The sequence below is a fragment of the Pseudomonas sp. USHLN015 genome (assembly GCF_037153275.1).
Lineage (GTDB): Bacteria > Pseudomonadota > Gammaproteobacteria > Pseudomonadales > Pseudomonadaceae > Metapseudomonas > Metapseudomonas tohonis.
The window spans coordinates 480455-501299 of sequence record NZ_JBBCKP010000001.1; the positions used below are offsets into that span (position 1 = coordinate 480455).

Annotated in this window: 25 protein-coding genes; 6 read left to right on the forward strand and 19 right to left on the reverse strand. The window is 67.1% G+C overall.

The genetic code is table 11. The annotated features are described in order from the left end of the window. Positions 1-44: 44 nt before the first annotated feature. Both WFQ67_RS02245 and WFQ67_RS02250 read right to left on the reverse strand, forming a co-directional pair. Complete coding sequence (locus WFQ67_RS02245; protein ID WP_213627482.1) at positions 45-632, reverse strand: hypothetical protein; 588 nt, start codon at positions 630-632, stop codon at positions 45-47. Beyond that, positions 607-1335 (reverse strand): SURF1 family protein, encoded by a 729-nt coding sequence (locus tag WFQ67_RS02250; RefSeq protein WP_337056061.1) that lies wholly within the window; start codon positions 1333-1335, stop codon positions 607-609. The genes WFQ67_RS02245 and WFQ67_RS02250 overlap by 26 nt, the downstream gene beginning before the upstream one ends. A gap of 71 nt (positions 1336-1406) precedes the next feature. Here WFQ67_RS02250 and WFQ67_RS02255 point away from each other — a divergent pair, with 71 nt between their 5' ends. After that, positions 1407-1610, forward strand: coding sequence for a twin transmembrane helix small protein (locus WFQ67_RS02255; protein WP_111259294.1), 204 nt, complete (start codon positions 1407-1409; stop codon positions 1608-1610). Between the two features lie 78 nt (positions 1611-1688). Here WFQ67_RS02255 and WFQ67_RS02260 read toward each other — a convergent pair whose 3' ends face one another. The 4 genes from WFQ67_RS02260 to coxB are packed head-to-tail and all read right to left on the reverse strand — an operon-like array spanning position 1689 to position 5873. Next, complete coding sequence (locus WFQ67_RS02260) at positions 1689-2576, reverse strand: cytochrome c oxidase subunit 3 (protein ID WP_173174735.1); 888 nt, start codon at positions 2574-2576, stop codon at positions 1689-1691. A 25-nt stretch (positions 2577-2601) separates the two neighbouring features. Beyond that, positions 2602-3153 carry a cytochrome c oxidase assembly protein gene (locus WFQ67_RS02265; protein WP_337056062.1) on the reverse strand — a complete coding sequence of 184 codons (552 nt, stop codon included), beginning with the start codon at positions 3151-3153 and terminating at the stop codon, positions 2602-2604. A gap of 1 nt (position 3154) precedes the next feature. Then, the gene (gene ctaD, locus WFQ67_RS02270; RefSeq protein WP_021219881.1) at positions 3155-4744 is read right to left on the reverse strand and encodes a cytochrome c oxidase subunit I; all 1590 of its coding nucleotides are present in this window, start codon (positions 4742-4744) and stop codon (positions 3155-3157) included. A 1-nt stretch (position 4745) separates the two neighbouring features. Then, a complete protein-coding gene (gene coxB / locus WFQ67_RS02275) occupies positions 4746-5873 on the reverse strand; it encodes a cytochrome c oxidase subunit II (protein WP_213627476.1) in 1128 nt (375 codons plus the stop codon). 376 nt (positions 5874-6249) lie between these two features. On the opposite strand from coxB, the gene WFQ67_RS02280 reads away from it, so the two are divergent. Next, on the forward strand, positions 6250-6909 hold the full coding sequence (locus WFQ67_RS02280) for a hypothetical protein (RefSeq protein ID WP_337056063.1): 660 nt from the start codon (positions 6250-6252) through the stop codon (positions 6907-6909). Between the two features lie 3 nt (positions 6910-6912). On the opposite strand, the gene WFQ67_RS02285 is transcribed toward WFQ67_RS02280, so the two are convergent. From WFQ67_RS02285 to WFQ67_RS02335, 11 genes are all read right to left on the reverse strand, one after another. Continuing rightward, positions 6913-8442 carry a SulP family inorganic anion transporter gene (locus WFQ67_RS02285; protein WP_337056064.1) on the reverse strand — a complete coding sequence of 510 codons (1530 nt, stop codon included), beginning with the start codon at positions 8440-8442 and terminating at the stop codon, positions 6913-6915. A gap of 67 nt (positions 8443-8509) precedes the next feature. After that, positions 8510-9232 (reverse strand): carbonic anhydrase, encoded by a 723-nt coding sequence (locus WFQ67_RS02290; protein ID WP_337056065.1) that lies wholly within the window; start codon positions 9230-9232, stop codon positions 8510-8512. Positions 9233-9522: 290 nt separating this feature from the next. Beyond that, positions 9523-10227 (reverse strand): carbonic anhydrase, encoded by a 705-nt coding sequence (locus WFQ67_RS02295; RefSeq protein ID WP_213627470.1) that lies wholly within the window; start codon positions 10225-10227, stop codon positions 9523-9525. Between the two features lie 148 nt (positions 10228-10375). Further along, positions 10376-11434 (reverse strand): PA0069 family radical SAM protein, encoded by a 1059-nt coding sequence (locus WFQ67_RS02300; protein ID WP_213627468.1) that lies wholly within the window; start codon positions 11432-11434, stop codon positions 10376-10378. A gap of 82 nt (positions 11435-11516) precedes the next feature. After that, positions 11517-12032: a hypothetical protein gene (locus tag WFQ67_RS02305; RefSeq protein ID WP_337056066.1), complete on the reverse strand. Its 516-nt coding sequence runs from the start codon at positions 12030-12032 to the stop codon at positions 11517-11519. Beyond that, positions 12029-12853: a hypothetical protein gene (locus WFQ67_RS02310; RefSeq protein WP_213627464.1), complete on the reverse strand. Its 825-nt coding sequence runs from the start codon at positions 12851-12853 to the stop codon at positions 12029-12031. Before WFQ67_RS02310 ends, WFQ67_RS02305 begins: the two co-directional genes overlap by 4 nt. Positions 12854-12980: 127 nt before the next feature. Continuing rightward, the gene (locus tag WFQ67_RS02315; RefSeq protein ID WP_337056067.1) at positions 12981-13622 is read right to left on the reverse strand and encodes a Vat family streptogramin A O-acetyltransferase; all 642 of its coding nucleotides are present in this window, start codon (positions 13620-13622) and stop codon (positions 12981-12983) included. A gap of 36 nt (positions 13623-13658) precedes the next feature. Next, positions 13659-14438, reverse strand: coding sequence for a DUF3658 domain-containing protein (locus tag WFQ67_RS02320; protein WP_337056068.1), 780 nt, complete (start codon positions 14436-14438; stop codon positions 13659-13661). A 22-nt stretch (positions 14439-14460) separates the two neighbouring features. Further along, positions 14461-14742, reverse strand: coding sequence for a YheV family putative zinc ribbon protein (locus tag WFQ67_RS02325; protein ID WP_021219893.1), 282 nt, complete (start codon positions 14740-14742; stop codon positions 14461-14463). Next, entirely contained in the window at positions 14739-16787 is a 2049-nt protein-coding gene (gene prlC, locus WFQ67_RS02330; RefSeq protein ID WP_337056069.1) for an oligopeptidase A, read from the reverse strand. Before prlC ends, WFQ67_RS02325 begins: the two co-directional genes overlap by 4 nt. 81 nt (positions 16788-16868) lie before the next feature. Then, positions 16869-17057 carry a hypothetical protein gene (locus tag WFQ67_RS02335; protein WP_337056070.1) on the reverse strand — a complete coding sequence of 63 codons (189 nt, stop codon included), beginning with the start codon at positions 17055-17057 and terminating at the stop codon, positions 16869-16871. 165 nt (positions 17058-17222) lie between these two features. Here WFQ67_RS02335 and WFQ67_RS02340 point away from each other — a divergent pair, with 165 nt between their 5' ends. Both WFQ67_RS02340 and WFQ67_RS02345 read left to right on the forward strand, forming a co-directional pair. Then, the gene (locus tag WFQ67_RS02340) at positions 17223-17768 is read left to right on the forward strand and encodes a gamma carbonic anhydrase family protein (protein WP_337056071.1); all 546 of its coding nucleotides are present in this window, start codon (positions 17223-17225) and stop codon (positions 17766-17768) included. Between the two features lie 91 nt (positions 17769-17859). Further along, positions 17860-18510, forward strand: a complete 651-nt coding sequence (locus tag WFQ67_RS02345) for an HAD family hydrolase (protein WP_337056072.1) — start codon at positions 17860-17862, stop codon at positions 18508-18510. Positions 18511-18546: 36 nt separating this feature from the next. Here WFQ67_RS02345 and WFQ67_RS02350 read toward each other — a convergent pair whose 3' ends face one another. Further along, the gene (locus tag WFQ67_RS02350) at positions 18547-18780 is read right to left on the reverse strand and encodes a DUF1161 domain-containing protein (RefSeq protein WP_213627455.1); all 234 of its coding nucleotides are present in this window, start codon (positions 18778-18780) and stop codon (positions 18547-18549) included. 29 nt (positions 18781-18809) lie between these two features. Continuing rightward, positions 18810-19907 (reverse strand): aminopeptidase, encoded by a 1098-nt coding sequence (locus WFQ67_RS02355; RefSeq protein WP_337056073.1) that lies wholly within the window; start codon positions 19905-19907, stop codon positions 18810-18812. A gap of 49 nt (positions 19908-19956) precedes the next feature. Between WFQ67_RS02355 and WFQ67_RS02360 the strand changes: the two genes are divergently transcribed. Beyond that, a complete protein-coding gene (locus WFQ67_RS02360; RefSeq protein WP_173174697.1) occupies positions 19957-20373 on the forward strand; it encodes a PA0061/PA0062 family lipoprotein in 417 nt (138 codons plus the stop codon). A gap of 51 nt (positions 20374-20424) precedes the next feature. Then, positions 20425-20844 carry a PA0061/PA0062 family lipoprotein gene (locus WFQ67_RS02365; RefSeq protein WP_213627452.1) on the forward strand — a complete coding sequence of 140 codons (420 nt, stop codon included), beginning with the start codon at positions 20425-20427 and terminating at the stop codon, positions 20842-20844. Position 20845: the final 1 nt, after the last annotated feature.

The following is a 20845-nucleotide window of genomic DNA, read 5'->3' on the forward strand; positions in this document are numbered from 1 at the left end:
GAGCAGGCCTCTTGCAGCTTGTAACTTGAAGCTTGCCGCTGCCCTCACCCTATATTCGAGAGCTTCATGAGGTGCCGCAGGTCGTTGAGGATCTGCTTGCCCTTGATCCTGGCGTCGTAGCGCAGCACCAGGTTGCCGTGGGGGTCGACTATCCACAGCTGCGGGCCGGTGACGTCGCTTTCCACCGCCTTGCCGTACACGGCCGGGTCCAGGCCGTAGCGCTGCAGGCGCGGGTATTCGCGTTCCAGGGTCTGCTGGTAGTCCGCCGACAATGGCTGGCCGACGGCGAAGGCGTGGCTGGCGCGCCCGGCCTCACGGCCGAGGCCGATGTGGATCTGCCGGGCGACGTAGACCAGCTGCTGGCAATCGGCCTCGCAGCCTTGCGGTGCGGTGACCAGCAGCTGCCACAGCGCCTCGTCCCCCGCGCCCTGCACGCCGAGGTCGGTGCGGGTCTGGCCGTTGCCGATCAGCGCGCCGTGGTAGCTGCGCCCGTCCGGCACCCAGAAGCGCAGGTGGTACATGGCCGATGCCAGCACCATGGGCCCGATCACCACTGCGAGGATCAGCAGCAGCTGCAGGCGCCCGCGCGAGCGGCGCGGCGGCGTATCAGGCAGAGCGAGTGCTGGATTCATCCGTTGTCTCCCGTGCTTGGCGAAAACCGAAATAGATGAAGAGCGCGCAGAGGGCCGCCGCCATGGCGAACCACTGCACGGCGTAGCCGAGGTGCTTCTCCGGCCCCATGGCCACCACCGGCCAGTCGGCCTCGTAGGCGGCAAGACCGGGCTCGATGCGCAGCTCGAAGGGCAGGCCGCCACGGCCGAGCTTCTGCCACAGGGTGCGCGGCTCGACCTGGTTGATCAGTTGCGGCCATTCGGTGCCTTCGACGTGCTTGAGCTCGAAGCTGGCCCCCGGCGGCACGTAGACCCAGGCGTCGAGGGCCAGGGCCTGGTGCGGGGTGTCGAATTGCGGCGGGGTGCGCCGGTCCGGCCAGGGCAGCCAGCCGCGGTTGAGCAGCAGCCAGAGCCCGCTGGCCTGGTCGTAGAAGGGTTGCAGCAGCTCGACGCCGGGCTTGCCGGCGCGGATGCGGCTGTCCAGCAGCAGGCTGTGCTGGTCGTCGAAATGGCCCTGCAGGCGCACCCGCACATAGGCCGGGTCGGGCAAGCGCTCCAGATCGGTGATGGCGATGGGCTCGGCGCTGCGGCGCGCCTCGTAGCCGGCCAGCAGCTGGCGCTTCTCCTCCGCGCGGGAGAGCTGCCAGATGCCCAGCCCGACAAGCACGGGCAGCAGCGCCAGCACCACGAGGGTGGGCACGAGGCCGGGCCGGAAAGGCCTCACCCGGCGCGGCCTGGAGCCTGGAAAGCTCTGGCTATACTGCACGACATCCCCCTTGCCCCCGGAGTCGCCCCATGCTCAAGGCGCTCATCGTTCTCTTGCTGCTGGCCACCGTGGTCAGCCTGTTCAGCGGCCTGTTCTTCCTGGTCAAGGACGAGGGCCGCGGCTCACGCGTGGTCAACGCCCTCACCGTCCGCGTCATCCTTGCCGCCCTCACCATCGGCCTGGTGGCCTGGGGCTTCTACAGCGGACAGCTGGTATCGCATACGACCTGGTAGGTCGGAGCTGCAAGCTGCAAGTTTCAAGCTGCAAGAAAAGCCGGGCTCAGCCACCACTTGCCCCTTGCAGCTGCCTCTTCAAAGCACATACACAAAGATGAACAGCCCCACCCAGACCACGTCCACAAAGTGCCAGTACCAGCTGGCGGCCTCGAAGCCGAAGTGGTGGTCGGCGTCGAAGTGGCCGCGCAGGATGCGCACCAGCATCACGGTGAGGATCAGCGTGCCCATGGTCACGTGGGCGCCGTGGAAGCCGGTGAGCATGAAGAAGGTGGCGCCGTAGATGCCCGAGCCCAGGGTCAGGCCCAGCTCGGTGTAGGCGTGGACGTATTCCTCGACCTGCAGGGCGAGGAAGGACACGCCCAGCAGGATGGTCAGCCCCAGCCAGATCTTCAGCAGCTTGCGGTTGGCCTTCTTCAGCGCGTGGTGGGCGAAGGTGACGGTGAAGCTGGAGGTCACCAGCAGGATGGTGTTGATCAGCGGCAGGTGCCACGGGTCGATCACTTCCTTCGGCCCGGGGAAGAGTTTCGGGTCGGGGGTGTTGAGCAGGGGCCAGGTGTACTGGAAGTTGGGCCAGAGCATGTTGGCCACGCCCTTGTCGCCTTCACCGCCCAGCCAGGGGCCGGCCCAGGCGCGCACGTAGAACAGCGCCCCGAAGAAGGCGGCGAAGAACATCACCTCGGAGAAGATGAACCAGCTCATGCCCCAGCGGAACGAGCGGTCCATCTGCGGGCTGTAGAGTCCGCCGCGGCTTTCCTTGATCACCGCGCCGAACCAGCCGAACAGCATGTACGCCAGGCACAGGGCGCCGACGAAGAAGATCAGCGGGCCGTTTGAATCCGGGCGCGCGGCCTTGAGGTCGTTGAACCAGGTGCCCAGGCCGTAGACGGTGACGAGCATGCCGATGGTGGCGATGATCGGCCATTTGCTCTGGGCGGGAACGTAGTACTGCTCGTGACTTGCCATCGTTGTTGTTCTCCTTGTCGGCGCGTCAGCTGCCGGTCTTGGCGACCGGGGGCTTGCGGGCCGTGATATCGAACAGCGTGTAAGCGAGTGTCAGGTGGTGCACGTCGGGCGGCAGGTCGCGGTCAACGATGAAGCGCACCGGCATCTCGATGCGCTCGCCCGGCTGCAGGACCTGCTGGGTGAAGCAGAAGCATTCGGTCTTGTGGAAGTACGCGGCGGCCTTGGACGGCGAGATGCTCGGCACCGCCTGGGCGGTCATGGGCTTGTCGGTGGTGTTGTGGGCGACAAACAGCATTTCGTTGCTCGCCCCCGGGTGCACCACCAGGTCGTCCGCCTTGGAGCGGAATTCCCAGGTCATGTCCGCCGCATTGGTGGCGAGGAACTGCACCCGCACCTGGCGCTTCTCGTCCAGCGCCTGGCTGCCTTCGTAGGCGTTGGCGTTGGTCTTGCCGTTGATGCCGAAGGCCACGCACATCACTTCGTAGATGGGCACCAGGGCGAAACCGAAGCCGAACATCGCCACCACCAGCACCAGGAGGCGCGGGATGAGGCGGCGATTGTCCAGTTCCCCGCTCATCTCACTTCACCTCCGGCGGGGTGCTGAAGGTGTGGTAGGGCGCCGGCGAGGGCACGGTCCACTCCAGCCCCTCGGCACCGTCCCAGGGCTTGGCCGGTGCGGGTTTGCCGCCACGGATGCACTTGATGACGATGAACAGGAACAGCAGCTGGGTGGCGCCGAAGGTGAAGGCACCGATGGAGGAGATCATGTTGAAGTCGGCGAACTGCAGGTTGTAGTCCGGGATGCGTCGCGGCATGCCGGCCAGCCCCACGAAGTGCATGGGGAAGAACGCCATGTTCATGCCGATGAAGCTCATCCAGAAGTGCAGCTTGCCGAGGGTCTCGTCGTACATGTGGCCGGTCCACTTCGGCAGCCAGTAATAGGCCGAGGCGAAGATGCCGAAGATGGCGCCGGGCACCAGCACGTAGTGGAAGTGGGCCACCACGAAGTAGGTGTCGTGGTACTGGAAGTCCGCCGGGGCGATGGCCAGCATCAGCCCGGAGAAGCCGCCGATGGTGAAGAGGATGACGAAGGCCACCGCGAACAGCATCGGTGTCTCGAAGGTCATCGAGCCCTGCCACATGGTGCTGGCCCAGTTGAACACCTTCACCCCGGTGGGCACGGCGATCAGCATGGTGGCGTACATGAAGAACAGCTCGCCGGTCAGCGGGATGCCGACCACGAACATGTGGTGCGCCCAGACGATGAAGGACAGGAAGGCGATGGAGGCGGTGGCGTAGACCATCGAGGTGTAGCCGAACAGCGGCTTGCGCGCGAAGGCCGGGATGATCGAGCTGACCGCGCCGAAGGCGGGCAGGATCATGATGTACACCTCGGGATGGCCGAAGAACCAGAACACGTGCTGGAACAGCACCGGGTCGCCGCCACCGGCCGCGCTGAAGAAGCTGGTGCCGAAGTGGATGTCCATCAGCATCATGGTCACGCAGCCCGCCAGCACCGGCATCACCGCGATCAGCAGGAAGGCGGTGATCAGCCAGGTCCAGACGAACAGCGGCATCTTCATCAGGGTCATGCCCGGGGCGCGCAGGTTGAGGATGGTGGCGATCACGTTGATCGCGCCCATGATCGAGCTGATGCCCATCAGGTGGATGGCGAAGATGAAGTAGGTGACGCTCTCCGGCGCGTAGGTGGTGGACAGCGGCGCGTAGAAGGTCCAGCCGAAGTTGGGCCCGCCGCCGGCGGTGAACAGGGTGCTGATGAGCAGGCCGAAGGCCGCCGGCAGCAGCCAGAAGCTGAAGTTGTTCATGCGCGGCAGGGCCATGTCCGGCGCGCCGACCATCAGCGGGATCATCCAGTTGGCCAGGCCGACGAAGGCCGGCATCACCGCGCCGAAGACCATGATCAGGCCGTGCATGGTGGTCATCTGGTTGAAGAAGGCCGGCTCGACGATCTGCAGGCCGGGCTGGAACAGCTCGGCGCGGATCACCATCGCCATGGAACCCCCGAGGAGGAACATGGCGAAGGCGAACCACAGGTACATGGTGCCGATGTCCTTGTGGTTGGTGGTGAGCACCCAGCGCATAAGGCCCTTGGCCGGGCCGTGGTGGTGATCATGCCCGGCATGATCGTGGTCGATCACTGCACTCATGTCATTTCTCCTCGGCTTGCTTGAGCGCAAGCACTTCTTTCGGCGTCACCATGTCGCCCTTGGCGTTGCCCCAGGCGTTGCGTTCGTAGGTGATGACGGCGGCGATGTCGACTTCCGACAGCTGCTTGCCGAAGGCGGCCATGGCCGTGCCGGGCTTGCCGTGGAAGACGATGCTGAGGTGGTCTTCCTTCGGCCCGGTGGCGATCTTCGAGCCCTTGAGCGCCGGGAACATCGGCGGCATGCCCTGGCCCTCGGGCTGGTGACAGGCGGCGCAGGTGGTGTGGTAGACCTTGTCGCCACGGGCGGAGAGCTCTTCGAGCGTCCACTCCTTGTCGGTCAGCTCCTTGAGCTTGGCGACCTCCTCCTTGCGACCGGCGAGCCACTTGGCGAAGTCCTCCTTGGACTTGGCCTCGACCACGATGGGCATGAAGCCGTGGTCCTTGCCGCACAGCTCGGCGCACTGCCCGCGGTAGATGCCGGGCTTGTCGATGCGCGTCCAGGCCTCGTTGACGAAGCCGGGGATGGCGTCGCGCTTGACCGCCAGCGCCGGCACCCACCAGGAGTGGATGACGTCGGCGGCAGTGATCAGGAAGCGCACCTTGGTGCCCACCGGGATCACCAGCGGCTCGTCCACCTCCAGCAGGTAGTGCTCGTCCTTCTCCGCCTTGTTGTGGATCTGCTCGGCGGGCGTGGCGAGGTTGCTGAAGAATTCGACGTCCTGGCCCAGGTACTTGTAGTTCCACTTCCACTGGTAGCCGGTGACCTGGATGTCCAGCTCGGATTCGGAACTGTCGTAGATGTCGATCAGGGTCTTGGTGGCGGGTATCGCCATCAGCACCAGGATGACGAAGGGCACGACCGTCCAGAGGATCTCCACCGTGGTGCTCTCGTGGAAATGCGCAGGTTCCTGGCCGGTGGAGCGGCGGTGGATGATCATCGACCAGAACATGGCGCCGAACACGATCACGCCGATCACGACGCAGATCCAGAAGATCGTCATGTGCAGATCGAAAACGGTACGGCTGACCTCGGTGGCACCAGGTGCCATGTTGACGGTCCAGGCGGCCTGCGCCTGGCTGAAAATCGACCACAGCAGGAGTCCCATCCAGACTCGTGGATGTCGCATCATTGCGGGTTCCCCTTATCGTTCTTGTTATCCCGCCGGCTGGGCCAGCGGCTAAGGGAGCGGTCGTTAATACGGCTGACTTTAACGGCCGACCTTCAGCACGGTGGTGCGCAGTCGGGTGTCATCAGGTAACGCCTTTCGAGTCGGAGTATAGACACCGACTTGAAGCTGGCAACGCGACGGAAAAATTGGCGCAAGGGCCACAAGCCTTGTCCTAAACGCCACGGCTGGCGCGGGGTTGACGCAGATGAGGGACCGACGTTATCGCGACCATGCATAAGTATTTCTTCATTATGACAATCGGGTCTTAGCTGAACGCGGCGGCGAGCTAAGTTGTGTCTTCCCCACCCTTCGATCCATGTCCTACCCAGGAGCAGTCATGAATACCCTCGCCCTGCGCGAACTCATCCAGCGAGCCCACGAACAGGAAGCCCAAAGCGGGCATCTGGCACGCATCCTCGCAACCCAGATGGACCGCCTCCACCCAGCCATCCACCTGCCCGCCAGCGACGCCGAAGGCGTGCTGGCGCGCTTCGTCAGCGCCTACATCGAGCAGGTGCCGGATGTGCTCGACGCCGCCGCCAACGTTGCCCGCGAGGCCGGCATCGAGGCGCAGGTGAAGCCGGTGCTTAAGGTCGCCGAGCAGTTCTTCCTGCAACCGCCGAGCATGGTGGAAGGCCACGAGGGCCTGGACGGCCTGCTCGACGAGGCCTACCTCGCCCACCGCCTGGTGGAGGAAGTGAACGACCGCTACATCGCCCACCTCGGCGAGCCGCTGATCCCGCTGGACACCACCGTGGCCAACCTCATCGCCCACCAGCTGATCGGCGAACCCTTCGCCAATCAGCTGGACGAAGCCGTGCACCACGCGGTGGACGGCATGCTCGAGGAGGCGGTGTTCGAGCGCGCCTCGGTGCAGCACTACCGCGACAGGCTGCACGACCCAAAGGTGGAAGCGGCGTGGAAGCGCTGGCCCTGCCTCTCGCGCCAGCTCGGCGTCGAACTGCAGCTGGACCAGGCGCAACGCGCCGCCGGCTGAACTTCAGACGGCGCGGCCGCGCAGGCTGAGCAGGCGTCCTTCCAGGCGCCGGTTCAGGGCACGGGGCTCGATCTGCAGGGCCCCACCCTGTCGCTGCGCGGCCCGCCCCCAGTCCTCCAGCAGCTCCATGCAGGCGTGGTCGATGTAGCTGAGGTTATCCAGCGGCACCTGCAGCCGCGTGCCCGGCTCCACCCCCTCCAGCACCCGCGCCAGTTGCGGCACCCGCAGGAAGGTGGCCGCGCCGGCCAGGCGCAGCTCGGCCTCGCCGGGAGCGCCGTGCACCAGGGCGATCTTCAGGCGCGACGCCTTCCAGGCCAGCTTGGCCAGGGTCAGGGCGAAGCCGATCAGCACCCCGCTGAGCAGGTCGAGGGCGACGATCCCCAGCGCGGTGGCCGCGTAGATCAGCAGCGGGGCACGGCCATAGCGCGAGAGATTACGCATGGCCTTGGCATCCACCAGCTTGCAGCCGGTGAAGACCAGCACGCCGGCCAGCGCCGCCACCGGAATGCTCTGCAGCACCATCGGCAGCAGGGCGACGAAGGCCAGCAGCCAGCCACCGTGCAGCACGGCGGACAGGCGCGTGCGGGCGCCGGCCTGGACGTTGGCGGAACTGCGCACGATCACCCCGGTCATGGGCAACGCGCCGAGCACGCCGCAGAGCAGGTTGCCCACGCCCTGGGCCGACAGCTCGCGGTCCAAGTCGGAACGCGGCCCGCCGTGCATGCGGTCCACCGCTGCGGCGGAGAGCAGCGTCTCGGCACTGGCGACGAAGGCCACCACCAGCGCCGCCAGGAGGATCTGCGGGTCGGCCAGGCCGAGCAGGTCGGCCGGGCGCAGCCAGTCGATGGCCTCGCCCAGGGTCGCCGGCACGCTGACCCGCTGCACATCGAGCGCCAGGGCCAGGCTGGCCAGGGTCGCCAGGCCGACGCCGATCAGCGCGCCGGGCAGGAAGTGCAGCGACTGCGGGCGCCAGCGCTCCCAGCCCCACATGCAGGCGATGGTGCCAAGACCCAGCGCGGCAGCCGCCAGGCCGCCGCCGGGACCGACCTGGGCGAGCGCGTTGATCAGCGTCTCGGGGAACGCCAGCAGGTTTTCCAGCCCCGATGCCTGGGGCCTGGCATCGAACATCACATGCACCTGCGACATCACGATGAGCGCGCCGATGCCGGCGAGCATGCCGTAGACCACCGCTGGCGCCGTGACCCGGAACCAGCAGCCCAGGCGCAGGCGCCCCGCGCACAACTGCAACAGCCCGGCCAGCACCAGGATGGGCCCGAGCATGGCCATGCCGTGCTCGCGCACCAGTTCGAAGACCAGCACGGCGAGGCCGGCCGCCGGGCCGCTGACCTGCAAGGGCGAGCCCGCCAGCCAGCCGACCACCAGGCCGCCGACGATGCCGGTGATCAGCCCCTTGGCCGGCGGCATGCCGGACGCGATGGCGATGCCCATGCACAGCGGCAGGGCGACGAGAAAGACGACCACCGAGGCCAGCAGGTCCCGGGGCAAGGTGGATTTCAAGGAAGCAAGGCGCATGTCGCGATCTCCTGCGGCACGAAGGGGGGCGCGGCGGTCTCGGCCGCCACGGCGTATGGGGAGGGTGTCAGGACGCCAGGTAGCGCGGGCGGGGCGTGGCCATGGCGAGGCGGCCCTGCTGCAGCGGCAGGAAGCCCCCGGCTTCGGCGTCATAGGCGCGGATGGCGGCGGTCTCGATGTCGTAGACCCAGCCATGGATGAACAGCTGCCCGGCGGCCATGCGCGCCGCCACGGCGGGATGGGTGCGCAGGTGGTCCAGCTGGGCCACCACGTTCTCCTCGGTCAGCACACCCAGGGCATCGTGCCCGGCGCAATCGCAGTTGCGCTCCACCAGGCTGCGAGCCACCTCGGCATGGCGCAGCCAGGCGCTGACGGTGGGCATGCCGCGCAGGGCATCCGGAGCCAGCACGGCCTTCATCGCGCCGCAGTCGGAGTGCCCGCAGACGATGATGTGATGCACGCCAAGGGCCATGACCGCGTACTCGATGGCGGTGGAGACGCCACCGTTCATCTGGCCGTAGGGCGGCACCAGGTTGCCGACGTTGCGGGTGACGAACAGATCGCCGGGCGAGCTGTGGGTGATCAGCTCCGGCGCCACCCGCGAGTCGGCGCAGGTGATGAACATGGCGCGCGGCGACTGCTGCCGGGCCAGGCGCTGGAAGAGGCCGCGTTGCTGGGGAAAGGTCTCCTCGCGAAAGCGCCGGCAGCCACGCACCAGGGTGTCGAAGGTGGTTGCGGCGTCACTATCTGCCTGGGGGGCGGGCGGGATGGTGCGGATGTCCTGTTTCATGCTTTCTCCTGTTTGCTTTCCGAGCGGGCCGTTGGCCCTCGTGACCTGCCGATTGATGGCGGCCTGCAACCCGACCGGGCGGTCGGGATGGAGAAAAACCTTAGGCGCGAAGACTTAATTCAAACTGAAGAAACCGCTCTGGAATGAGCATTGCAGACGAATGGCCGATAGCAGTCTGCCAGCCCGGGCCGGCGATGGGACCACCGTGCAGGCGCTCGACGCGGCCAAGGCGCATCCGCGAAAGGGAGGAAGAAACGGACGGTGCCCCGGCCGAAACCGGGGCACCAGGGTCACAGGTAGCGGGCGCGGGGCGTGGCCATCGGCAGCGGGCCGTCGCCGATGGTGCGGAAGTGGCCGCTCTCGGCATCGTAGGCGCGGATGGCGGCGGTCTCGATGTCGTACACCCAGCCGTGGATGAACAGCTGGCCGCTGGCCAGTCGCGCCGCCACCGAGGGGTGGGTGCGCAGGTGGTCGAGCTGGGCCACCACGTTCTCCTCGGTCAGCACACCCAGGGTCTCGTGGTTGGCGCAGCCGCAGTTCTCGGCGACCACGGTACGGGCCACTTCGGCGTGGCGCAGCCAGGCCTTGACGGTGGGCATGCGCTCCAGTTGCTCGGGGTTGAGCACCGCCTTCATGGCGCCGCAATCGGAGTGGCCGCAGATGATGATGTGGTGAACGCCGAGCGCCATCACGGCGAACTCGATGGCGGTGGAAACGCCGCCATTCATCTGCCCATAGGGCGGCACCACGTTGCCGACGTTGCGGGTGACGAACAGGTCGCCGGGGGAGCTCTGGGTGATCAGCTCCGGGACGATGCGCGAGTCGGCGCAGGTGATGAACATGGCGCGGGGTTTCTGCTCATGGGCCAGGCGTTTGAACAGTTCTTCCTGCTCCGGGTAGACCTGGTCGCGGAAACGCTGGAAACCTTCGACGATGTTGCGCAGCGCTTCTTCAGCGCTTTCCTGGGTTTGCGGGGTATCGTGCTCGTCGCTCATGCCGACCTCGTTCGCCTTGGGACTCTGTAGGGGTAGGTGGGATTACTTTACCGACATGGTCGGATTTATCCGACCCCCTACAGGACACCGTTCGGCGCGTTCCGGTCACACTTCGGCCCCGCAAAAGCCCTTCCGCCCATCCTTTCGCTCACAGCAGGGCCATCTGCCCGCCGGGCGGACAGAAGCGCGAGCAATCCAGCGCCACGTCGCCGCGCTTCTCCAGGCCCAGGCGACGCATGGCCACGGCGAAGCGCTGGGCCAGCAGCTCGGCGAAGGCGCCTTCGCCGCTGAAGCGCTTGCCGAAGCGGCTGTCGTACACCTCGCCGCCCCGGCACTGGCGGATGATGCTCATCACGTGGGCCGCGCGTTGCGGGTAGTGGGCCTGGAGCCATTCCTCGAACAGCGGCGCCACCTCCCGGGGCAGGCGCACCAGCATGTAGGAGGCACTGCGCGCGCCGGCATCGCGGGCCGCCTCCAGCAGGCTCTCCAGTTCGCTGTCGTTGATCATCGGGATCATCGGCGAGCAGAGCACGCCCACCGGCACGCGGTTCTCGCGCAGCACGCGGATCGCCCGCAGCCGCGCGGAGGGCGCCGCCGCACGTGGTTCGAGGATGCGCTTGAGCTCATCGTCGAGGGTGGTGAGGCTGATCATCACCTTGACCAGGCGCTGCTCGGCCAGTTGGGTCAGCAGGTCGAGGTCGCGCAACAGCAGCGAGCCCTTGGTGACGATGGTCAGCGGATGGCGGTAGCGCAGCAGCACTTCCAGTACCTGGCGGGTGATGCGGTGCTCGCGCTCGATGGGCTGGTAGGGGTCGGTGTTGGCGCCCAGGGCGATGGGCGCGCACTGGTAGCCGGGCTTGCTCAACTGCTGCTCCAGCAGGGCGGCGGCGTTGGTCTTGGCGATCAGCCGGGTCTCGAAGTCGATGCCCGGCGACAGGTCCCAGTAGGCGTGGCTGGGCCGCGCGTAGCAATAGATGCAGCCGTGCTCGCAGCCACGGTAGGGGTTGATGGAACGGTCGAAGGGCAGGTCCGGCGACTGGTTGCGGGCGATGATGCTCTTGGCCGTCTCGATGCGCACCTCGGTGGCGCGGGTCGGCGGCACCTCCTGGTACCAGCCGTCGTCCTCGGCCACCGAGAGGGTCGGGGCGAAGCGGTTGTAGGGGTTGCTACCGGTTCCACGGCCACGGGGCGGAAGGGTGACGGACATGGCGGGGCGCTCCGAAAATACTGTATGCATGAACAGTATATTCTTACAGCGTCCTGCGCCAGCCGGTTTTCGTCGGAAAGCCCTACTCGTCTTCGTCCACCGGCGGCGTGAACGGCTCGATCAGGTACTGGCGGCCATGGGCCTTGCAGTCGGCGAGGGTGCCTTCGGCGGAGGAGCGCAGTTGCAGGAAGCTGCTGCCGAAGCGCTGCTCGTCGGTATCCACCAGGCCGTCCTTGAGGTCCACGCTGTTGGCCATGGCCATCGAGTCGGCGTACTTGAAGTCATCGCCCCAGCCGGACTTGCCGGTCCAGAGGACGATGCGCTGGCCTTCCTGCCAGTGCACCGCCGCCTTGCGTTTGCCGTCCGGCCACTGGTAGCCGACCACGCAGAAGTGATTGGCGCTGTCGTTGCGCTTGGCCTGCACCAGCAGGAAGCGCATGTCCTGCTCGGGATCGGCGAAGGCCTTGTCCTGGGCGATGTCGAAGCGCGCCACCTGGCCGCTGTAGATCGACGGGCCGAAGGACTCGGCCGCGCAGGCACCGAGGGCGACGAGGAGCAGGGCGCCGGGGAAGAGTCCGGCCAGGCGTGGGCTGTTCATTTCTTCGGTTTACCGGGGTTGTTGGGGTTGTCGATGAAGGCCTGGGTGAGGCTGAAGAAGGTCTGGCCTCCCTTGTCGACCGCCTTGATGAAATAGCCGCCCGGGTTGCTGCCTTCGGTCATCCAGCCGTAGACCGGCGGCTTGTAGGGCTTGGCCAGGCTCTTGCCCGCCGCCACGTCCAGTGCGTTCTGCACATGCTGGCGGACGAAGGAGAAGCGCAGGTCGGAACCGTCGTTGGCCAGGCGCAGGTAGCTGTCGATCTTGCCTTCCTTGCTGCCGATGGACGGGTAGTTGCCGAACCCCTCGAACTGCAGCGGATCGCGGGCGGTGATGAAGCCCGTCATGGTCTTGTTGGCCGGCTTGCCGAAGTGCTTGGGTTCGGAGAACGCCATGCGGTTCTCGATGACCTGCCGCATCAGCTGCATGGAGAACAGGGCTTCCTCCAGGCCGCCGGCATTCTTCGGCACCACCGATTCGGCCAGCAGCAGGCGGGCGAGGCAGCCTTCGTCGGTACTGGCATCGGGCAGCGTCAACGCTTCCAGCACGGTGATCACCACGTGGATGCCGGAAGGCAGGTCGTCGGTGGCGGAAAAGGCTTCTACGCGCACCGACTGGCAGGCGCGCAGCGCCTTGATGGTGATGCTCTGCTCGCTCTGGCGATCGTTCGCGTCCTGCTTCACTTCCAGGCAGGTGTTGGCGCTCTTGACCCGGTAGTGCTTCTTGCCCGGGCCCAGGCCGTTGAGCTTCAGCTTGAGGACGTTGCCGACCACCAGTTCGAGGCTGCCGACGACCGGAAGTTTGTTGCGGGTAAAGGTGGGCACCTGGGTCTCCTTGCTGTATCGCCGCCCTCTGCGGCGGCTCCCTGTGCAGCGGGGCACAGCAGGGAAAATTACTCCCGGCCCCGCGCTGCGGCAAGGCGCCCGGTCGGCGGAAGTGACGCAGTTCGCCTCAGTCTTCGCGGGCGCAGCGCTCCAGGGCATCGAGGTCCGCCGCCATGATCGCCCCCAGGTGCCGGCTGATTCTCTCCACCGGCCAGTCCCACCAGGCAATGGCCAGCAGGCGCTCCACCACCGCGTCGGGAAAGCGCTGCTTGAGCGGCTCGGCCGGGTTGCCGCCGACCAGGGTGTAGGGCGGCACGTCGCGGGTCACCACCGAGCGCGAGGAGATGATGGCACCGTCGCCGATCTTCACCCCGGGCATGATCAGCGCCTCGTAGCCGATCCACACGTCGTTGCCGATCAGGGTGTCGCCCTTGTTGGGAAACTCGGACAGCTCCGGCATGTGCCGCTCCCAGCCACCGCCGAAGATCTGGAAAGGGTAGGTGGAGAAGCCGGAGAGCTTGTGGTTGGCGCCGTTCATGATGAACTTCACCCCGCGCGCGATGGCGCAGAAGCGCCCGATCACCAGGCGATCGCCGATGAAGGGGTACAGATAGAGGACGTTGCGCTCGAAGTTCTCCGAATCCTCCGGGTCGTCGTAGTAGGTGTACTCGCCGATCTCGATCTGCGGGTTGCTCACCGTGTTGCGGATGAAGCAGACCTGGGGGAAGCCCGCCATGGGGTGCGGGTTGCGGGGGTCGGGTCCGTGCATGGAGCCTCCGGCTCGTGGGGGTGGGTGCCGCCCGGGTCAGCCTTGCAGGCGCACCTGCAGGCCGCCGTAGCCATTGGCCCCGGGCTCGCCCTGGATCTCGACACGGCCCTGGGCGGCCAGTTCACGGGCGCGCCAGAAGAGGAAGAAGTCGGTGGCGAAGAAGCCATCGCAACGGGCCATGACGTCGGCCATCGCGCGGCCCAGCGAGCGCCACTCCGACGTGCAGGAGCCGATCAGGTCGGCATCGATGAAGCTGAAGTCCTCGCCATGGAAAGCCCCTTCGCGCCAGCGGCGGATGCCCGCGCCTTCGGCCAGCGCGCCGCGCCACTGGGCGGCCAGCGCCTGGCGGCGCTCCGCCTCGATCAGCCTGGGCAGGTACAGCTCGGCCAGCTCGTCCGGCGCATGCATGGCCACGGCGCGACGGCTGGCCACGCGGCTATCGCCGCTGCCGCAGGGCACTTCCCAGAGCGGCAGCTGGCTGTGTTCCAGCGCCGCCGCGACCCGTGCCAGCAACAGCTGCTCGGAGGCGCTGTCGCCATGCCAGACGGTAACCGCGTGGCTCTGCAGGGCGAGGCCGGCGAGCCATTGCGCGTCTTCGCCCAGGCCTGCTTCGAAATCCGGCACCGGCTGCACCGCCGCTGGCCAGACCGCCCGCCAGAAGGCGGCGCGGCGGGTGCAGGGCGGCTGTTCGATGTCCTTCAGCGGGCCGACCGCGAGGTCGTCGGGCAGCACCCGCAGGAAGCTGCGCGCCACGTCTTCGCCCAGCACGGACGCGACGCCTTCGACCGCGTTGTCACCGCATACCAGGTGCCACATCACGCCCTCCTTGGCCTCGACGCTATTCGCTGGGCTTCTTCAGTTTCGGATTGGGGAAGAACTGCACGCCCTGGACCTTCGGGTCGGCCGGCTTGGGCACGGCCTTGTTGACCCGCGTGCCCAGTTCCTTGGGCACCGACTGGCCTTGCGCGTTGAGGGTGTCGGCATAGCCGCAGGCTACGCACTGGCGGTGCGGCACGCCGTCCTCGTCCCACATCTGGATGCGGTCCTGCTCGCTGCAAGCCGGGCACACGGCACCGGCGATGAAGCGCTTCTTGGTGACGTTCACGGGACCTTCGCTCATGCGGCCTCCGACGACAGGCCGAGGTGGCGCAACAGGGCGTCGATGGAGGGCTCGCGACCGCGGAAATCGACGAACAGCACCATCGGCTCCTGGGAGCCGCCCCGGGCGAGGATGGCCTCGCGGAAGGCGCGGCCGGTGTCGGCGTTGAACACGCCTTCTTCCTCGAACTTCGAGAAAGCGTCGGCGGAGAGCACTTCCGCCCACTTGTAGCTGTAGTAACCGGCTGCGTAACCACCGGCGAAGATGTGCGCGAAGCTGTTGGCGAAGCGGTTGAAGGCCGGCGGGCGCATCACCGAGACCTCGGCACGTATGCCTTCGAGCACCTCCAGCACGCTGCGGCCATCGCCGTGGGTGGCATGCAGCTCGAAGTCGAACAGGGAGAACTCCAGCTGGCGCACCATCATCAGGCCGGACTGGAAGTTCTTCGCCGCCAGCATCTTGTCCAGCAGGTCCTGGGGCAGGGGTTCGCCGGTCTGGTAGTGGCCGGAGATCAGCGCCAGGCCTTCCGGCTCCCAGCACCAGTTCTCCATGAACTGGCTGGGCAGCTCGACCGCGTCCCAAGCCACGCCGTTGATGCCGGAGGCCCCGGCGTGCTCGACGCGGGTCAGCAGGTGGTGCAGGCCGTGGCCGAATTCATGGAACAGGGTGGTGACTTCGTCGTGGGTCAGCAGCGCGGGCTTGCCGCCGACGGCCGGGGTGAAGTTGCACACCAGGTTGGCCACCGGGCTGACCAGCTTGCCGGCGGAGGTGCGGCGCTTGTCGCGGGCACCGTCCATCCACGCGCCACCACGCTTGTTGGCGCGGGCATAGAGGTCGAAGAAGAAGCGTCCGACGTGCTGGCCGTTCTCGCTGATCTCGAAGAGGCGGACGTCTGGGTGCCAGGTGTCGAAGCCCGACAGCTCGCGGATCTCGATGCCATAGAGCTTCTGCACGATGGCGAAGAGGCCGGTGAGCACCTTGTCGATGGGGAAATAGGCGCGGAGGATTTCCTGGGAGATGCTGTAGCGCTGCTCGCGCAGCTTCTCGCTGTAGTAGCCGGTGTCCCAGCTCTGCAGGTCGTCCAGGCCCTGTTCGGCGGCGAAGGCCTTGAGCTCGTCGAGGTCCTGCCGGGCGAAGGGCTTGCTGCGCACGGCCAGGTCGCGGAGGAAGCTCAGCACCTGGTCGCTGGACTCGGCCATCTTGGTCGCCAGGCTCAGCTCGGCGTAGCTGGCGAAACCGAGCAGGCCGGCCAGCTCCTGGCGCAGGTCGAGGATCTGCTCCATCACCGGGCCGTTGTCGTTCTGGCCGGCGTTCGGCCCCTGGTCGGAGGCGCGGGTGCAGTAGGCGGTGTAGACCTCTTCGCGCAGCGCGCGGTCGTTGGCGTAGGTCATCACCGCGTAGTAGCTGGGGAACTCCAGGCTGATCAGCCAGCCATCCAGGCCCTTGGCCTGGGCGGCCTGGGCCATCTGCGCACGGGCGGACTCGGTGAGGCCGTCGAGCGCGGCTTCGTCGGTGACGTGCTTGGTCCAGGCCTGGGTGGCATCCAGCAACTGGTTGGAGAAGCGACTGGTGAGCTCGGAGAGCTTCATCTGGATCTCGCCGTAGCGCTGCTGCTTGTCGGCCGGCAGGTCGATGCCGGAGAGGCGGAAGTCACGCAGGGCGTGTTCGAGGATGGTCTTCTGCGCCACGTCGAAGCCGGCGGCCTCGGGGCTGCCGGCCAGCGCCTCGTAGGCCTGGAACAGTTCGCGGTTCTGGCCGAGTTCCGTCCAGTACTCGGAGAGCTTGGGCAGGCAGGCCTCGTAGGCACCGCGCAGCTCGGCGCTGTTGCACACGGCGTTGAGGTGGCTGACCGGGCTCCACGCACGGCCCAGGCGCTCGCCGAGCTCGTCCAGCGCCAGCACCAGGCCCTGCCAGGTCGGCGTGCCCTGCTGGCCGGCGAGCAGCGCATCGATGGCGGCACGGCTGTCGGCGAGGATGGTGTCGATGGCGGGCTCTACATGTTCCGGACGGATGCTGGAGTAGGGCGGCAGGTCGAAATCCTGAAGGAGGGGATTGCTGGAACTCACGGCATTCACCTGTTGCGTCTGGAAAGTTGATGGATCGTTGATACCGGGAAAGAGAGAGGGGGCACAAGGCCCCCTCCGAAATCATTTCCTGCGCCTGGACAGATGCCAGGAGCCGTTCAATGGCATACCGCTCACGCCCTTGGCGATCTTCTGGATCTGCCCTCCGCGCCGCAGATAGGCGGCTACATGGGCCTCGAGGGCTTCGCGGGTCACCGTGGCCACTGCGGCCTTGGAACGATTCGCGGAAGATCTGAAACGCAAGGTGGTCATGAACACTCTCCTTTCCAGAGACGGCCGGCCACTATGCCAGAATTTTGACGGGCCTTTCGGGAAGGGACTGAAGAGTGGGACAACCATCGGGCCGCGAGGTTTAACCCGGGTCGACGGCGAACATCTTAATTACAATCGGCGCACAACGCAGCCACAGGACTTTCTATGAGCGCGATACGAACCTACCGCGGCACCGCCCCCCGGCTGGGCCAGCGGGTTTTCGTCGATCGATCCGCGGTCGTCATCGGCGATGTCGAACTGGGCGAGGACAGCTCGGTCTGGCCCTTCGCCCTGATCCGCGGCGACATGCATCGCATCCGCATCGGGGCGCGGACCAGCGTACAGGACGGCAGTGTCCTGCATATCACCCATGCCGGTCCCTTCAACCCGGACGGCTTTCCCCTTCTCATCGGCGACGACGTGACCATCGGCCACAAGGTGACCCTGCACGGCTGCACCCTCGGCAACCGCATCCTGGTGGGCATGGGCAGCATCGTCATGGACGGCGCCATGGTCGAGGACGAGGTAGTGATCGGCGCCGGCAGCCTGGTGCCGCCGGGCAAGCGCCTGGAGAGCGGCTTCCTCTACATCGGCAGCCCGGTGAAACAGGCCCGCCCGCTGAGCGACAAGGAAAGGGCCTTCTTCACCTACAGCGCCGCCAACTACGTGAAGCTGAAGGACCTGCATATCGCCGAGGGGTACGACCGCTGACGCCGTGAGGCGGGCCGCTTCCAGCGCATGCTCGGAATGGCCCGCCAACCCGGATATCCTGCCAACCCCGAGACCGGACCGCCTGACCGCCATGCACCAGCAGAACATCCTCTTCGACCTCGACGGCACCCTCACCGACCCGCGCGAGGGCATCACCCGCTCCATCCAGTACGCCCTGGGCAAGCTGGATATCCACGAGCCGGACCTCACCCGCCTGGAGCATTTCATCGGCCCGCCGCTGTTGCAGTGCTTCATGCAGACCTACGGTTTCGACGAGCCCCGCGCCTGGGAGGCGGTGAACCACTACCGCGATCGCTTCAAGGTCACCGGGCTCTACGAGAACCGCGTGTTCGACGGCGTCGCCCAGTTGCTGGGGATGCTCGGCGAGCAGGGCCGCACGTTGTACATCGCCACCAGCAAGCCGGCGGTGTTCGCCCGCGAGATTGCGCGGCACTTCGACTTCGCCAGGCATTTCAAGGTGATCTACGGCAGCGAGCTGGACGGCACCCGCACCAACAAGGTGGAGCTGATCCGCCACCTGCTGGACGAGGAGGGGCTGGACCCGGCGCAGACGCTGATGATCGGCGACCGCAAGCACGACCTGATCGGCGCCCGGGAGAATGGCCTGCAGGCCATCGGCGTCGGCTACGGCTTCGGCAGCCACGAGGAGCTGATGGCGGAATCACCGGCCTTGTACTTCGCCACCCTTGCGGAAATGCACCAGGCCTTCGAAGGCGTGTAGCCCGGGCTTCAGTCCGGGGATTCCAGGGCTGCGGGCTCAGGTCCCGTTGCGCTGATAGACGATCTTCTTCGTGCCGTTCTCGCAGGTGCCGACCACCATGTTCGGGTCTTCCACCTCCGCGGCCGGCACGATTTCCAGGGTGTAGGCGGTCACCCCGGCGGCCTGGATCTTCACCTCGATCTCCTGCTTGAGCGCCTCGCACGGCTTGGGCGCCGCCACGGCGGAGCTCCCCAGCAGGCCGAGCAGCACGGCCAATCCCCATCTGTTCATCGCACACCTCCTGTCAGGCGAATCCGCGTTCATTCGACCGATGCGGCCACCGGCGAGTTCTCCGCCATCAGCTCGGCCAGGGCGGCCTGGCGCTCGACCGGCGGACGCGCCGCCAGCGCCGCCACCCGCCCGTGGAAATCCGCCCAGCCGGCGCTACGCCGATACAGCTCGGCGAAGGCCGGCACCCAACGATCGTAAAGGCCGAAAGGCAGCAGCTTGGCGTTGTTCAGCGGGCTTTCGATCCAGCCGTCGTAGCGGCCCACGCCTTGCCACTGGCTGTCACGCAGCTGGCGATAGTCGCGACGCAGGCGCTCGAATTCGGCCTGCTTGGCCCTGTGCTTCTGCGCCTCGGGCAGGTCGCTGGCGTAGAGCCGCTCCAGGCGCTCGCGACAGGCCAGCACCAGCGCGGTGAATTGCTCGCGCTGGCGCACGCCGTCCTCGCCGCCGACCGGCAGGCCCTGGCTGGCACGCCACCGACGCAGGCCCTCGCGCTCGACGAAGCTGGCGAAGGACTCGTTGAAGGCGCTGTCGTCGGCGACATACAGCTTCTGGTGCGCCAGCTCGTGGAAGATCACGGCCGCCAGCCGGTCATCGTCCCAGCGCGCCATGCTGCTGAGGATCGGGTCGTCGAACCAGCCCAGGGTGGAATAGGCCTCGACGCCGCCGATCCAGGTATCGAGCCCCTGCTCGCGCATCAGCGCCGCGGCGCCGCGTGCACGGCCGGGCTGGTAGTAGCCGCGGTAGGCGACGCAACCGGCGATGGGGAAGCAGTGGGTGATCGGCGCCAGGGACAGCGCCGGCGTGGCGAAGACGTTCCACACCACGAAGGGCCGGTGGATATCGGCATAGACGCGGTAGCTGCCGTTGTCCGGCAGGGCCAGTTCGGCGCTGGCGAAATCCCGCGCCCGTTGCGACAGCGCCAGGCGCTGGCGCAACGCGGCATCGCGGGCGGGATCGGCGAGCACCTGCGCTACCGGCTCGCGGGCGCGCAGCAGCTGGAACTGTCCGCTGGCCAGCTGGCCGTAGTAGTCCAGGCTGGAGCAACCGTTCAGCGCCAGGGCGAGCAGCAACGGAACCGCAAGGGCGCGGGCGCGGTCGAGAAAGGCTAGAAGAATGGGGGCCGGCATGGCGTGAAGCTAGCGCATGGCCCCAAAGCACGCCACAAGGAGTTGCCGCATGCGTCGCCTGCTTCCCACTGTCCTGCTGCTCAATCTCGGCGGTTGCTCGCTGATCATGCCCAGCCCCGACCCCGACCAGGCCTGGATCGACCTGGACCCGCCGCAAAGGCATGCCTTGCAGGCGACCCGCGTCGACCGCCAGCCGCTGCAGGACGACCGCTACTTCCAGGTCACCCCCGGCAACCACGAGCTGGAAGTGCGCTTCAGTTTCGACGTGGACGGCGACGACATCGGCCCCCAGCGCGAGCCCATGACCCGCACCTGCCTGCTGAAGCTGGACTACCCGGAGTTCACCGCCGGCCAGCGCTACCAGCTCAAGGCCGGCGGCATCGGCTTCCGCCCCTGGGCGCGGCTCTACAGCGAAGACAACCGCGAGGTGGCGCGGGCACGGGAAAGTCGCTGCGGCGATGTCTGAAGACGGGCGCCGGGTTTATCCTGAACGCCACGCCCTTCCGAGGATTCAGCCATGCGCAAGCTACCTGCCGCGTGCCTGCTGGCCAGCCTGACGGCCTGCGCCGGCCCGCTTCCCCAACCCGACCCCGGCCAGGCCTGGATCGACCTGCGCGGCGAGCCGGGCACCACCTTCATGGCCGACCGCCTGGACGGCGGGCGCACCGCCGACGGCCGCTACTACCAGGTCACCCCCGGTCGCCATGAACTGGAGATGCGCTACCAGTTCGAGGTTTCCAGTGGCGGCGGCCTCAACAGCGACGCAGGCCCCTTCCAGCTCACCTGCCATGTGCGCATCCGCTATGACGGATTCGCCGCCGGCGAGCGCTACCGCATCGACGCACGCCCCATCGTCATGCGCCCGCAGGTGCTGATGTACGACGCCCGACGCCAGGTGGTGGCGCGTGGCGAGACGCTGGGCTGCGGCCCTATCTGAC

Excerpts from the sequence above, each read along its gene's own strand:
- WFQ67_RS02290 (WP_337056065.1), bottom strand. The coding sequence starts at position 9,232 with ATGAAACAGGACATCCGCACCATCCCGCCCGCCCCCCAGGCAGATAGT.
- WFQ67_RS02285 (WP_337056064.1), bottom strand. The coding sequence starts at position 8,442 with ATGCGCCTTGCTTCCTTGAAATCCACCTTGCCCCGGGACCTGCTGGCC.
- WFQ67_RS02245 (WP_213627482.1), bottom strand. The coding sequence starts at position 632 with ATGAATCCAGCACTCGCTCTGCCTGATACGCCGCCGCGCCGCTCGCGC.
- ctaD (WP_021219881.1), bottom strand. The coding sequence starts at position 4,744 with ATGAGTGCAGTGATCGACCACGATCATGCCGGGCATGATCACCACCAC.
- WFQ67_RS02325 (WP_021219893.1), bottom strand. The coding sequence starts at position 14,742 with ATGAGCGAAGGTCCCGTGAACGTCACCAAGAAGCGCTTCATCGCCGGT.
- WFQ67_RS02300 (WP_213627468.1), bottom strand. The coding sequence starts at position 11,434 with ATGTCCGTCACCCTTCCGCCCCGTGGCCGTGGAACCGGTAGCAACCCC.
- WFQ67_RS02265 (WP_337056062.1), bottom strand. The coding sequence starts at position 3,153 with ATGAGCGGGGAACTGGACAATCGCCGCCTCATCCCGCGCCTCCTGGTG.
- WFQ67_RS02280 (WP_337056063.1), top strand. The coding sequence starts at position 6,250 with ATGAATACCCTCGCCCTGCGCGAACTCATCCAGCGAGCCCACGAACAG.
- WFQ67_RS02335 (WP_337056070.1), bottom strand. The coding sequence starts at position 17,057 with ATGACCACCTTGCGTTTCAGATCTTCCGCGAATCGTTCCAAGGCCGCA.
- WFQ67_RS02345 (WP_337056072.1), top strand. The coding sequence starts at position 17,860 with ATGCACCAGCAGAACATCCTCTTCGACCTCGACGGCACCCTCACCGAC.
- WFQ67_RS02305 (WP_337056066.1), bottom strand. The coding sequence starts at position 12,032 with ATGAACAGCCCACGCCTGGCCGGACTCTTCCCCGGCGCCCTGCTCCTC.
- WFQ67_RS02355 (WP_337056073.1), bottom strand. The coding sequence starts at position 19,907 with ATGCCGGCCCCCATTCTTCTAGCCTTTCTCGACCGCGCCCGCGCCCTT.
- WFQ67_RS02360 (WP_173174697.1), top strand. The coding sequence starts at position 19,957 with ATGCGTCGCCTGCTTCCCACTGTCCTGCTGCTCAATCTCGGCGGTTGC.
- WFQ67_RS02340 (WP_337056071.1), top strand. The coding sequence starts at position 17,223 with ATGAGCGCGATACGAACCTACCGCGGCACCGCCCCCCGGCTGGGCCAG.
- WFQ67_RS02255 (WP_111259294.1), top strand. The coding sequence starts at position 1,407 with ATGCTCAAGGCGCTCATCGTTCTCTTGCTGCTGGCCACCGTGGTCAGC.
- WFQ67_RS02320 (WP_337056068.1), bottom strand. The coding sequence starts at position 14,438 with ATGTGGCACCTGGTATGCGGTGACAACGCGGTCGAAGGCGTCGCGTCC.
- coxB (WP_213627476.1), bottom strand. The coding sequence starts at position 5,873 with ATGATGCGACATCCACGAGTCTGGATGGGACTCCTGCTGTGGTCGATT.
- WFQ67_RS02295 (WP_213627470.1), bottom strand. The coding sequence starts at position 10,227 with ATGAGCGACGAGCACGATACCCCGCAAACCCAGGAAAGCGCTGAAGAA.
- WFQ67_RS02315 (WP_337056067.1), bottom strand. The coding sequence starts at position 13,622 with ATGCACGGACCCGACCCCCGCAACCCGCACCCCATGGCGGGCTTCCCC.
- WFQ67_RS02260 (WP_173174735.1), bottom strand. The coding sequence starts at position 2,576 with ATGGCAAGTCACGAGCAGTACTACGTTCCCGCCCAGAGCAAATGGCCG.
- WFQ67_RS02365 (WP_213627452.1), top strand. The coding sequence starts at position 20,425 with ATGCGCAAGCTACCTGCCGCGTGCCTGCTGGCCAGCCTGACGGCCTGC.
- WFQ67_RS02350 (WP_213627455.1), bottom strand. The coding sequence starts at position 18,780 with ATGAACAGATGGGGATTGGCCGTGCTGCTCGGCCTGCTGGGGAGCTCC.